We start from the raw sequence: 12,398 nt of genomic DNA on the forward strand, positions 1-12,398 counted from the left end.
ATTGGTTTACTTATTTGCTATTTCTTTATCAGGTCCCAGTTCCTTTTTGGACAAAAAATAAAGCATCGAATCGAGCATTTTTGCACTCAGAACACGTTTTAAAAAGGCAAACAAATGTGCAGGGAAAGTAACACGGTATTTAGCCTTCGGCTTTTTTGCTTCTATGGCATGAACTAATTTCGTAATTACTGAGTCAGTTTTTTGAGTAAAGATCGACTTATTTTTGCTATGGCGAAAATCTGACATCATTAAATGATATTGCGCCTGAAAATGACTCTTTTCGCTATTAATTTTTTTTAGTGAATGATCGATAACATTATCTCTAAAGCGACTTTCAATTGGCCCAGGTTCTATCGTAATGACTTTAATTCCTGAAGGTTTGAGTTCTAAACGGAGCGTGTCACTTAAACCCTCTACAGCATATTTCGATGCATTATAAGCCCCACGGAAAGGCATGCTAATGACGCCTAAAATTGAACTGATATTAATGATACGACCTTGTCCCTGCTTGCGCATAATCGGTATGGCAAGCCGTGTGAGGTCCATAAGACCAAATACATTTGTTTCAAATTGCGAACGCAGCGCATCTCGTGGAACATCCTCCAGAGCACCCGCTTGACCATAGCCGGCATTATTGATTAAAACATCTAAACGACCTGAAGTTTTTTTTATGATTTCGTAAAAAGCCAGCGTAATTGAATGCGTATCATCCATATTCATTTGCACTGCATCAAGGCCCAAGGCCTTTAATTTTTTAACATCCTCTTCTTTACGACAGGCGGCAACCACATAATGCCCGCGCTGCGATAGTGCTAAAGCGGCATCATGACCTATTCCACTTGAACAACCGGTAATTAAAATGACTTTTGATTTCATAAAATTTTTACCGTTTTTTATAAGAATTCTTATATTAGCAATAGATGGTATTATACGCATCAATTAATACACATAATACACAGCGTCTTTTCCTATGGTTAAACATAAACTTGAAATCGATGGCATTCTCGTAGAAATTTTAAGAAAACCTATAAAAAACATGCACCTGCGAGTCTACCCTCCTGATGGACAAGTTAAAGTCAGCGCCCCCATACGCTTTCGTTTAGAAACAATCCGTCAACAACTTGAAACAAAACTTGATTGGATTCATGCCCAACGAAAGCGTTTGAAAACACAGCCTCTACTACTAAAGACAGGAGAAATATGCCATTTTCTGGGAAACGCTTATACTTTATTAGTTGTTGAAGGAACATCTCGTGCCAGTGTTTCCATTGAGAAACATGTTATTCGTTGCCATATCAAAGAAAATTCAACCTTCGAAGAAAGGAATCAACTTCTACAGGCCTGGTATCGCCAGGAAATGAAAAAGCTATTGCCTCCTCTTATCAGCAAATGGGAACCTATTATTAATGTTCGTGTTTATGCCTGGGGCATAAAAACAATGAAAACTCGCTGGGGTTCGTGTAATATTCGCGCACACCGTATCTGGCTAAATTTACGTTTAATGAAAAAACCGTTATCGTGCCTGGAGTATGTGCTTGTTCATGAAATGATACATCTTCTGGAGGCCAATCATAATAAACAATTTTATTCCTTAATGGATAAATTCTTACCTGATTGGCGACAACAACAAAATTTGTTAGAAACATAATAATTAACGGCAAACCCTTCTATTTTATGAGTACATTAATAGCAAATCATGAAAATCAGTTGATTGAGGATATTTATCAGCAGGGATTTCATATCATTGATAATTTTTTACCCTCCCACCATTGCCAATCTTTGCGCTCCACAGCTGAAACGCTGCGCAGCCAAGGTCAATTTAGAAGCGCTAAAATAGGCCGGAACCAACATGCCACTCATAATTCCAGTGTAAGAACCGATCAAATCTGTTGGGTCGATAAACAAAATAACGCAGCAATCAATGCCTACATGATGCGAATCACTGAGATAAAAACATTACTTAATCAATCCTTATTTTTGGGCCTTGTCGATTTCGAGACACATTTTGCAATCTATGAACCCGGCGCATTTTATAAAAAACACATCGACCAATTTGCAACAACGAAAGATAGACGCATTTCCTGTGTTTATTATTTAAATGAAACATGGGACGAATCTTTTGCAGGTCAATTAACACTTTTCGATCGCAATGATAACTACCTTTCCAGCATTAACCCGCTAGGTAATCGCTTCATCTGTTTTAGTAGTGATTTGCCTCATGAAGTTTGTCAAACTCAAAAAACACGTTATAGCCTTACCGGCTGGATAAAAACAAGACCGCTAACATAATCTTCTATATGAGAGCGGTCAGTCTTATTAAATTGTGCCGGTTAGGTTACCCAATTTATCAGTTAGTTTGACATTTTCAGAATAATCCACAGGGCAATCAATTAGCACAAGTTCATTGCTTGCCAAGGCTGATTTTAATGTAGGTAATAACTCGTTTGCTGATTTAATGCTATGAGCCTGAATACCAAAACTTTGGGCATATTTTACAAAATCCGGATTTGTAAAGGTGACATGTGCAGCATGACCAAACTCCAAGTTTTGTTTCCATTGAATAAGTCCATAAGCCTCATCACGCCAAATCAAAATTACAAACGGAATCTTTTCGCGCTTTGCTGTTTCAATTTCTTGTGAATTCATTAGAAATGAACCATCCCCCATAGCAGCAACAACTTTTCTTTCCGGATGCACTAATTTTGCAGCAATTGCTCCTGGCAATGTAAAGCCCATAGTTGCAAGGCTATTGGAAATGATACAGGTATTTGATTGATAACAAGGGTAAAGACGTGCCATCCACATTTTTAATGCCCCCGTATCGCAAAGTACAATATCCGATTCGCCCATCGCTTCTCGTAAATCGGCAATAATTCGTTGAGGTTTGAGAGGGAATGAATCATCCTTTGCATGATCAGTAATTTCTTTCTCTAACATAGCACGCAGCGTGCGTGCCTCTTTAGATAAATGCTCATGCGGCTTTATCTCTTTTGCCAGCGCATCCAAAGAAGCTGCAATACTGCCCTCAATACCTACCTCCAAAATATAATTGGTATCTACTTCTGCAACCGTACCATGAATATGAATAATTTTTTTATCATGGGCAGGATTCCAGGATTTCGGTGAATACTCGACCAAATCATAACCCACGGTAATGACAACATCCGCCTCATCAAAGCCAAAATTACTATAATCATGACGCATGAAACCAATTGTACCAATGACCAATGGATTATCTGCTGAAACAACCCCCTTCGCCATAAAAGTCATTGCCACTGGAATTTTAGTTTGCTCCACAAAACGCGTTAACGCTGCTTCTGCTTGATGGCGATAAACACCGGCACCAGCAAGAATAATGACTTTTTTTGCCTCATTAATACAGGCAGCTGCACGCTTAATTTGCTCCTGGTTAGGCATGGTTTGTTTAGGAGATTGGGGCTTTAAGGGAAAACTCTCTGTTTTTAGCTTAGCAACATCCTCTGGAAGAATCAGAGCAACAGCCCCGCTGCGCTCCGCTTGAGCTAATTTAAATGCCTTTCGCACCAATTCTGAAGTCACTGAAGGTAAAGAAATCATTGCGTTCCACTTAGTAACCGGTGCAAACAAACGATTCAAATCTATAATTTGATGTGATTCTTTATTTAAGCGATCCAATGAGGCTTGAGCAGCAATAGCCACTAATGGCGAGCTATCTAAATTCGCATCCGCCGTGCCTAATAAAAGATTAATTGCCCCAGGTCCCAATGTTGCAAGACAAACGCCTGCTTTCCCTGTGAGCCTGCCATAGATATCAGCCATGAAAGAAGCAGCTTGTTCATGGCGAGTTAAAATAAATCGAATTTTTTTTGAACTTGTTAGCGCTTCTATAAAATCAATATTCTCTTCGCCAGGTAGACCAAAAATGTATTCAACGCCCTCATCTTCTAAACATCTTACCATTAACTGGGCGACATTTTGTTCATTGTGCTTGTTCATGGTGCTCTTCCTTGCCAATGGCAGCCTATTATTCGCATTTATAAACGCTTCTCTTAAATTCTAGATGTTCCATTAAGTTTTACAACTACCTATAAAGAAAGTGAACTTTATTGAAGCTTTGGTTTTCACAGCCACAAATGTAATTTATCATGTATAATGAAAGTTTTTCGGCAAAAACAAACCTTATGTATGCCCTGGAAATTAAACAGTTAAGCAAAATTTATAGTAATGGTACTCAAGCGCTTAAAGGCATTGACTTAGCAGTTAAAAAGGGCGACTTTTTTGCTTTACTGGGTGCTAATGGGGCAGGTAAATCTACCACAATTGGTTTGATTACTACGCTATTAACCAAAACCTCAGGCCATATCTACATTTACGGCTACTCTCTTGATAAGAATCCAGAATTAGCAAAATCGTGCTTAGGTCTGGTTCCTCAGGAATTTAATCTTAATATTTTTGAAACTTGTGAACAGATTCTTATAAGTCAGGCAGGTTTTTACGGTATTAGTCGGAAAGAAGCAGCTCCACGAGCAGACTCATTACTCCATCAATTAGGATTATGGGAAAAGCGTCGCACCATTGTAAGACACTTATCGGGTGGAATGAAGCGCCGTCTCATGATTGCCCGGGCTTTAATTCATCAACCCAAAGTTTTGATACTCGATGAGCCAACGGCTGGTGTGGATATTGAAATTCGCCATAGCATGTGGGATTTTCTAACACGCACTAATAAAGAAGGCACAACGATTATTTTAACGACTCATTATCTTGAGGAAGCGGAGCAACTTTGCAAACATATTGCTATCATTGATCAAGGTAGTATTGTGGAAAATACCTCCATGAAATCCCTCTTGAAAACCTTAAACCACCAAACTTTTATTTTTAATACAATAAAACCTATCGTTGAACTACCGTCTATGGCGCCTTTTGTCGTTACTTTAATTGATAGTAATACGTTTGAATTACGCGTCGACAACCAATGGACCTTAAATGACGTGTTTGCAGAGTTAACGAAACATGGTCTTATCATCCATAGTATGCGCAATAAGACGAATCGCTTGGAAGAACTTTTTCTGGACTTGATTAATCATGGCAATTAAAGAACAACTCATTGCATTGAATACGGTAGTAAGACGAGAGTTAGTTAGAATGTTTCGCATTGCAAGCCAAGTATTCTTGCCTCCAGTTATTACGACTGCCTTATATTTTTTAATTTTTGGCAGCTTAATTGGTGAGCGAATAGGTCCTATTCAAGGCGTAAGCTACCCGCAATTTATAGCACCTGGCCTTATTATGATGGCGGTGATTACCAACGCATACAGTAATGTTTCCACCTCGTTATTTAGCGTGCGTTTTCAAAAAAGTATTGAAGAAATGCTAATTAGCCCCATGCATGATGGGCTCCTTCTATTAGGTTATGTTTTAGGCGGTGTCTTACGAGGGTTCATCGTTGCTGTATTGGTTTTCATAGTCTCATGTTTCTTTTTAAAAATTGAATTTACCAATCTGATTCTTAGTATATTCGTTATTTTATTGGTATCGGCTCTTTTCTCCTTAGCTGGATTCACCAATGCCATGGTTGCTCGTAATTTTGATGATGTGATGATTATTCCGACCTTCGTTCTTGCGCCTTTGACTTATTTGGGAGGGGTATTCTATGCAACAAATATGCTCACACCTTTCTGGCAAACCATCTCTCATCTTAATCCAATCCTCTATATGGTAAATGCTCTGCGCTATGCCATGATTGGCCAGCAAGAAGTAAACATCTTGACCGCCATGATCATTATTTGCATAATTGTAGTTTTATTAGCAGCCTTAAACATGATTTTATTGAAAAAAGGGATAGGTTTGCGCGATTAATAGAGGTTAAGATGGTTTTAATCGATAGCTATATTAGCTGGCTACAAAGGTATATAAAACAAGAAGAAAATAGCCAAATCAAACAAATAGCAACTCAGTTAATTCACCACTTGCAACATGTTGCAACAGCTCACCAATTATCCCAGATTCTTACAAGTAGCCTAAAGGAACAGAATCTTCAACCAGCACCCAAATTATTTGCACAAATTCAAGAATGGACTGTGTATGTAAATAAGCTTATCGAAGGAGAAGAAAAGCTTTCTGCTAATTTTCCTAAATTGCAATTTAAGGAAAAAATTAAACCTTTACACGACTTACTCCTGGAGATTTTTGCAGATACAGGCTTTCTTTTTTATAGCCGTTCGCAAAGTTTGCTTACTTATTTAGACTCATCTAGTTTACAGGCAACACTTGATTATTTAGCTGACATCCCTGCAACCGAAACTTCTTGCTATGCCACAGTTGGCACTTTTAAAAGAGAGCGCCCATTAAATGCCAATCATGCGACTTGCCTTAAACTTTTGGAGGACAATGCCAAAAACTACGATCATTACAATGGCATGCAAGTATTGGCAAATGATTTACTACAGACCGCTCTAATTCTTTACCGAGAGATGCATACACCTACCCCTGTACGTGATAAACCTCAAGAAATAAGTTGCGTAATATTTTAGAGAAATTGTAATTTTTAAATCATCTTGCTATGGTTTGCTCGTTGAAATATCTTTCAAGGATTAGAATGGCCAAATTTCTTAGTTTATGCTTGTTATTGCTGAGCCAACTGGCAATAGCAGAAGCTTGTGAAACCAAACGTGAGTTATTTATTGAAAATACGGCAACTAAAGTTTGGAAAACAACCCTTTGCCCACATCAGCAGCTTCCTTTTCACACGCATGATTATGCTCGTGTTGTTATTCCTGAAGAAGCAGGAAGTTTAAAAGTAACTTATGCTTCAGGTCGCGAAGTCATGCTCAATCTGGAAAAACAAATTCCTATTTTTTTAAGCAAAGCTCAAGGGCAAGAATCCCATCAGGACTTAAATGTAGGTGAGAATGTGCTTCATGTAACCGTTATTGAGTTAAGAGAAAAATAATTTTTAACAACTGGGTACTAAATTAAGCCAGGATAAAAATGATTATTATCATTAGTGGTACTTCTTCTTCAGGAAAATCATCCGTTTGTCTTGAATTACAAAATAGACTCGGAAATAGCTGGCTAAATTTTAGTACTGACGGTTATTTAGGAATGTTAGGTAATAAACTCTTTGACTTACATCCAGAAAATACAAAAGTCACCGAACCTAATGACATTTGTTATGCCAGGCAACACGCCGATGGCACTTATGAAATTATGCCCGGAAAATGGTGCTCCAAACTTTTCGCAACCATACCCCAGGCTTTAGAAGTCCTCGCAGCTCAAGATTTTAATATCATTGTCGACTCTTTCATTACAACAAAAGAAGATTTAAAGCATTACCAAGCTGTTTTAAGGAACTTTGGGCTTTTCTTTGTCTACCTCTATGCTCCTGACAGGGTGATTACAAAGCGAGAAGAAGCTAGAGGCGATAGGCTAAAAGGTTCTGCTATTCATTGGCTAAAGCAATTTGATTATCAAGATGATTGTGATCTACTCATCAATACAGAAACTATTAGTATTGGTGAGATTTGTGATGCAATCTTAAAAAAAATCCCCCTATAAAACTAACGTCCATGAGCACCATCGCCGCGAAGAGTCATTACTGTACTGGTGACTTGGGCAACCAGTTTTCCATCGCTACGTAACAAATCACAAGTATAACGGCTTACTGTTTTCCCTAGATTAATTGGTTTTGCCACCGCCACTAACTTATCTTGCCAGATCGGACGAAAAAAATTAATTTGCAGATCAAGGCTTGTAAAACTTTCGCCTTCATCAAGAGTCGTAGCATGTGCTGTTCCAATAGCTGCATCAGCAATATCACAGAGCACGCCACCATGGATGGTCCCCATCGGATTAGCGTGAATTGCCGGGTCTGTCAGCAATTCAATGGTCGCTGTACCTAACTCGACTGCTATTAAGTTAAAACCCAATGTTTTAGCAATAGGAGGCGGATAATTAAACCTAGACATCTTCGATGCAACACCACCATGATTCACAATTTCCTGCAGTTCAAAAAGATTTTTGGTCATTATTTATCCTTAGCATTGTCTTCTTTTTACATTTTTTATTAATATCTCAAAATTACTATAGAACATATATTAACGCGATGGCTATTAAGCGACAGCCTTTGAATAGCAGGCAATTGTTGATATAAAATCGCATACTTATAATTGTGCATTTGTAGTTAAGTTGGCAACAACCTCGCCGCAAAAACGTGTAAATTAACCTTCCGACAAACAGGTCTTTATGGAATTACAAAAGCAAACCACTGCCATCTATGTTGCAAAACCCGAGTTTCTTACTGAGCTTTGCGAAGAGTTAGAAGAGATTTCTGGAGTTATTGATGATTTGGTTTTCTCACCGCATACAAACCTTGACGTTTGCTTTGCTCAAGATATTTGGCTTGACCCGCAGTTTGTAACATTTCAATCTATTTCAGAAGCAGTAAAAATTCTTCGTCAAGCGGGTAAATTTTGGTACTTACATCCTATCTCCCATATAAGACGTTCACATTTAATTGCCGAACAATTACGTAAATATCCACCACTTGAACGTCATTTTCCTGTCACCGAGCTGCCACAGATAGGCAGCTTTAGTCTTCTTGATCAAAATACATTGCTCTACAGTACGCGCCGCTTAAAAAAATGGCCACAAGGAAAATGTTTCTTTATTGAAGATAAAATTAATCCGCCTAATCGTGCCTATTTAAAATTATGGGAAGCCCTTACTCTTCTCGAAAAATATCCCCAAGCTGGTGACACTGCCCTGGATTTAGGTGCCTCACCCGGTGGATGGACTTATGTCATGCAGTCACTTGGCGCAACCGTTACTGCAGTGGATAAAGCATTATTAGCACCCCATATTGCCAAACTTCCACGTATACACTTTTTACAACAAAGCGCCTTTGCATTAGAACCAGAAAGATTAGAACACACTTATGATTGGGTGTTATCAGATGTCGCTTGTTATCCTGACAGAGCTTATACTCTCATCAACAAATGGATAGCATCTGGCAAAGCTAGACAAATGATTTTCACCATTAAATTACAGGGTAAAACTGATTTAGCTTCCATTAAGCCTTTTCAAGCTATACCCGGCTCCTATATTACAAATCTGTTTTACAACAAGCACGAAGCAACCTTCTTTTATCCAGCCCTCTCTAACAAGGAAATACTCCATGTCTGATTATCAAACAGTTTTAAGCAAACAAGAAAAGAAATGGATTATGGAACAACGCGTAACGAGGGCGACTGATAATCAGGAGGTTTTAATCTATCCCATGGGCGCTGAGAGGTATTTATCATCCGTTTTATTTGGTGATAAACCAGAGCGATATAATCTCAAGGCTGAAATTAAAGACAAGACTGTTTTAGTGATCCCTGGATATGGAAACACCGCTTTTTTGTTTGCGATGGCAGGTGCAAAATCAATTACTGCCTATGATAAAGATCCTGTCACTATAGCGTGGTTGAAAGCTTTTAAAAAATATTATCATTATTGCGAGCATGATGCTCAGGGCAAACCTTATCCCTCAATTGGTGAATTATTTACGGCGCTAACTTGCTGGTACCCACCACTCATTTCGCTACCTTCTGGAAAATTCACTAACTGTTTATTTTGGTTGCTTAATCCACAATTATTGCGCCGAACTTATATTTTTTACATGTTGTCACTCGTGCGTCAAGCCATTCAATTGAAACACCAACAAAATTTTGAGTTGAATAAAAATATCCAGTTCCATGTCGGTGAAATAAATCAACTGCATGCTAACAAACAAGTTTTTGATACCGCTTTTGTCCCTTATTTGCTAGGGGTTAAAAATGGCATCGAGAAAAAAGAAGCAATCGTGGATTTCATTAAACAAATGCTGCGCTTGGTTCCAGAGGGTCACGTTTTAGTTAACCCTTCAAGAGATGAAAAAGAGTTTTATTTCACTGGTAAACGCTATTTTGTAACTACAGGCTATGAGAACGTTCAAACCATCCCAGGTCTAGAGAATTATTTCTTCGCAGAAGATAAACATTGGTTTCGCACTCAAGGTCTTGCCATATTTAGCACGCGCCCGCACAAGCAAGACGCTTAGAGGAGTAATTTAATAAAGAACCCAATTAATATTCTAAAAACAAAAAGAAGGAGAAATAAATAAAAGAATGAAAAACATAGCACCCCAATTAGTACCATCCCGTCTCGGGCAATAAGGCTCAAACTTAATAGAATAATTACAGAGGAAAAGACAAAATCAACATAAGGAATTGGCAACATTAAAAAAATGCTAAAAATGAAAATAAAACCAATAATTAACTTTTTTACCCATCCACGAGTCAAAAACAACCATCTTTTTTTTAAAACTTTTTCGGCCGTCCTGATGTAAGGTAACGCTTTATTAATTGCCTCACTAATTTTTTTATGTCCTATTTTATGCTGCGATAATTTTTTAGGAAGCCATATCTTTTTTCTTCCACTTAGTAAATGTGCGGCAACCAACGCTATAGAAACCCCAAAAAATACAGAAAACCCTGGTATAAAAGAAAGAGGGGTGGCAGGCGGTAAAGCAAATAAAATAATTAAAACAAGGGAATTTTTTTCACTAAATTTATCAATAATATCCTTAAGCACTAAATCTTTTTTAAAGTTAGCAAGTTTGGTTAATTGGGTAGATATCTTCATAAAACCCTTCGGCGTTTCATTTTTTACTTAAGCAGTAAAAAACTATGGGTATGGAATAATATTAATTTAGCACACTGGCTCGCCGATAATAATTTACATGACTAATGAGGCAGAGGTTAAGCGAAACTTAACCTCTAAATAAAAACAAAAACTTTAGTCGCAATAAAATTGTCTATATTCGTAGAGTTCTGTAGCTGAAAGAAGTGGGGGCGGTTCCGGTTGGTAATCTAACTCACTATTCCAGAAAGGCTTAGGTAGAGGTGACGATGGCAGAGCAATAACAGGAGTCATCGCTGCTTGTTGACTAAGTGATTGTCTTCTCAATGTCAGCGCTTCATTGACTTTCTTTTCAGCTAATTCTAAATAGTCCCTTATTGTCTTACAGCAGTTTTGTTTTTTTTCCTGTAACGCCTTGGTTAATGAGCTATTAGGAAACTTTTCCGATATTTTTTTTAGAAGTAGAGCATGTTCGGTGACACAGTTATCCCATTGCCATTTAATATAATGCTGATGCCATCGATTATCGGGATCGAACGTAGGTATTTCATTCAATAGTTTATTGACACGTTGAATAATCTCGCTGAACTGCGGAAAAATAATATTAGCGTCTTCTTGTGTAAAAATTATATCTTTCATGATTTAATTAGTATTAAAAATTATACATATTAACAAAAACATAATCTTTATGAAATTTAAATTTCTTTCTTGTTAACAAACAAACCAGGGATAATGGAGTAGTAATTACATTGAAATATTACGCACTTGGGCAGATTGGTGACATTAATAGGCATAACTCGTTAGAGGATATGATTAATTTTTCATTTCTATCCATTATTTGAAAAAAGTAGCAATTTTATAGAAATTTAGAAATAATGAGTTTTATTTAAGCAAAGTCACCACATATTTATCTAGCCGGGGAGTTTATGAATCTATCTGCCTTATATTTACTTCATCTTTATGATTATCAAAAAACAACTGCTGGTAACCTTGACCCCTTATCAAACCTAAAAAAGGACTTCAATCCACTGATTTTATCCACCTGTATGCGGCATTTATATTTATTCTCCGAAGAGCAAGTAGGAGAAAAAAGGGACAATTTAGAAAATTTTCTGAGGGAAATGCAAACCCCAAAGCTCCATCAAAAAATGTCCAAGATAGAGTTACTTCAAGGTACGCAAGCTTATGAAAAGCTTCTTTTCTGGGTAATTGGAGGTTTAAATCCTAAAAAGCCCTTTAACGATGAGCGCATTCTTGGTGATTTGAGAAAAACCTATCAAAGTTATGAAAACACAAGCTCTCCTAAGAGAAAGGTTGCATGGGAGGCAAATAAACCCGTCATTCTTGCCTTACTGGCAGATGGAAAAAATTTGCTTGCCCTTACCAAAGAGTTAGCAAAAAATGACAATCAGAAAGAATTGTTAGAAATTGCTTGTAAGAATTGCACATGGGCACGCGAAAATGGCTTTCTGCCATTTCTATCTACAGTCAATTATGCCGTTTTTGTTGACCAAGGGGAGATGATCGCTCATTTTCAAGAGCTACTACAAGTAAAGGAAAGGAAAACCTTGACCGAGTTACGTAAACATTCAGCAAATCAGGTACCACTCAGTTTTCTTTTTTCTGAAGATCCTGCCAAATTCGCTCTACAGAATAATCTTGACGAGATTGTGAAATTAAAGAAACTGTTAAACAAAATAACGTCTGAGTATGAACTTTTACTAGCGGGAAGAAGCATTACCCCTATTTTTGTTTAG

15 protein-coding genes are annotated in these 12,398 nt (G+C 37.6%); 10 read left to right on the top strand and 5 right to left on the bottom strand.

Going from position 1 to position 12,398, the window contains the following annotated elements; all coding sequences use genetic code 11:
* Positions 1-6: 6 nt before the first annotated feature.
* Positions 7-876, bottom strand: coding sequence for an SDR family NAD(P)-dependent oxidoreductase (locus PXX05_RS11515; RefSeq protein WP_275088354.1), 870 nt, complete (start codon positions 874-876; stop codon positions 7-9).
* 94 nt (positions 877-970) lie between these two features.
* Here PXX05_RS11515 and PXX05_RS11520 point away from each other — a divergent pair, with 94 nt between their 5' ends.
* A complete protein-coding gene (locus PXX05_RS11520; protein WP_275088355.1) occupies positions 971-1,648 on the top strand; it encodes a M48 family metallopeptidase in 678 nt (225 codons plus the stop codon).
* A gap of 26 nt (positions 1,649-1,674) precedes the next feature.
* A complete protein-coding gene (locus PXX05_RS11525; protein WP_275088356.1) occupies positions 1,675-2,289 on the top strand; it encodes a 2OG-Fe(II) oxygenase in 615 nt (204 codons plus the stop codon).
* 27 nt (positions 2,290-2,316) lie between these two features.
* Here PXX05_RS11525 and PXX05_RS11530 read toward each other — a convergent pair whose 3' ends face one another.
* On the bottom strand, positions 2,317-3,975 hold the full coding sequence (locus PXX05_RS11530) for an acetolactate synthase large subunit (RefSeq protein WP_275088357.1): 1,659 nt from the start codon (positions 3,973-3,975) through the stop codon (positions 2,317-2,319).
* 185 nt (positions 3,976-4,160) lie between these two features.
* Here PXX05_RS11530 and PXX05_RS11535 point away from each other — a divergent pair, with 185 nt between their 5' ends.
* The 5 genes from PXX05_RS11535 to PXX05_RS11555 all read left to right on the top strand — a co-directional run bounded on the left by PXX05_RS11535 (position 4,161) and on the right by PXX05_RS11555 (position 7,536).
* Positions 4,161-5,075: an ABC transporter ATP-binding protein gene (locus PXX05_RS11535; RefSeq protein WP_275090506.1), complete on the top strand. Its 915-nt coding sequence runs from the start codon at positions 4,161-4,163 to the stop codon at positions 5,073-5,075.
* Entirely contained in the window at positions 5,065-5,838 is a 774-nt protein-coding gene (locus PXX05_RS11540) for an ABC transporter permease (protein WP_275088358.1), read from the top strand. Before PXX05_RS11535 ends, PXX05_RS11540 begins: the two co-directional genes overlap by 11 nt.
* Positions 5,839-5,849: 11 nt before the next feature.
* Positions 5,850-6,512 (top strand): hypothetical protein, encoded by a 663-nt coding sequence (locus PXX05_RS11545; protein ID WP_275088359.1) that lies wholly within the window; start codon positions 5,850-5,852, stop codon positions 6,510-6,512.
* A gap of 65 nt (positions 6,513-6,577) precedes the next feature.
* A complete protein-coding gene (locus PXX05_RS11550) occupies positions 6,578-6,931 on the top strand; it encodes a hypothetical protein (protein ID WP_275088360.1) in 354 nt (117 codons plus the stop codon).
* A 38-nt stretch (positions 6,932-6,969) separates the two neighbouring features.
* Entirely contained in the window at positions 6,970-7,536 is a 567-nt protein-coding gene (locus PXX05_RS11555; protein WP_275088361.1) for a phosphotransferase-like protein, read from the top strand.
* A 2-nt stretch (positions 7,537-7,538) separates the two neighbouring features.
* Here the strand turns inward: PXX05_RS11555 and PXX05_RS11560 are convergent, their stop codons facing one another.
* The gene (locus PXX05_RS11560; protein WP_275088362.1) at positions 7,539-8,006 is read right to left on the bottom strand and encodes a PaaI family thioesterase; all 468 of its coding nucleotides are present in this window, start codon (positions 8,004-8,006) and stop codon (positions 7,539-7,541) included.
* A 217-nt stretch (positions 8,007-8,223) separates the two neighbouring features.
* Here PXX05_RS11560 and PXX05_RS11565 point away from each other — a divergent pair, with 217 nt between their 5' ends.
* Together PXX05_RS11565 and PXX05_RS11570 are read left to right on the top strand one after the other, a co-directional pair.
* Positions 8,224-9,162: an SAM-dependent methyltransferase gene (locus tag PXX05_RS11565; RefSeq protein ID WP_275088363.1), complete on the top strand. Its 939-nt coding sequence runs from the start codon at positions 8,224-8,226 to the stop codon at positions 9,160-9,162.
* Positions 9,155-10,060, top strand: coding sequence for an ABC transporter permease (locus PXX05_RS11570; protein WP_275088364.1), 906 nt, complete (start codon positions 9,155-9,157; stop codon positions 10,058-10,060). The genes PXX05_RS11565 and PXX05_RS11570 overlap by 8 nt, the downstream gene beginning before the upstream one ends.
* Here PXX05_RS11570 and PXX05_RS11575 read toward each other — a convergent pair.
* Positions 10,057-10,644, bottom strand: coding sequence for an exopolysaccharide biosynthesis protein (locus PXX05_RS11575; protein WP_275088365.1), 588 nt, complete (start codon positions 10,642-10,644; stop codon positions 10,057-10,059). The genes PXX05_RS11570 and PXX05_RS11575 overlap by 4 nt on opposite strands.
* A gap of 153 nt (positions 10,645-10,797) precedes the next feature.
* On the bottom strand, positions 10,798-11,280 hold the full coding sequence (locus PXX05_RS11580) for a hypothetical protein (RefSeq protein WP_275088366.1): 483 nt from the start codon (positions 11,278-11,280) through the stop codon (positions 10,798-10,800).
* A 287-nt stretch (positions 11,281-11,567) separates the two neighbouring features.
* Here PXX05_RS11580 and PXX05_RS11585 point away from each other — a divergent pair, with 287 nt between their 5' ends.
* Positions 11,568-12,398, top strand: a complete 831-nt coding sequence (locus tag PXX05_RS11585) for a hypothetical protein (RefSeq protein WP_275088367.1) — start codon at positions 11,568-11,570, stop codon at positions 12,396-12,398.

The sequence above is a fragment of the Legionella cardiaca genome (genome assembly GCF_029026145.1).
GTDB lineage: Bacteria > Pseudomonadota > Gammaproteobacteria > Legionellales > Legionellaceae > Tatlockia > Tatlockia cardiaca.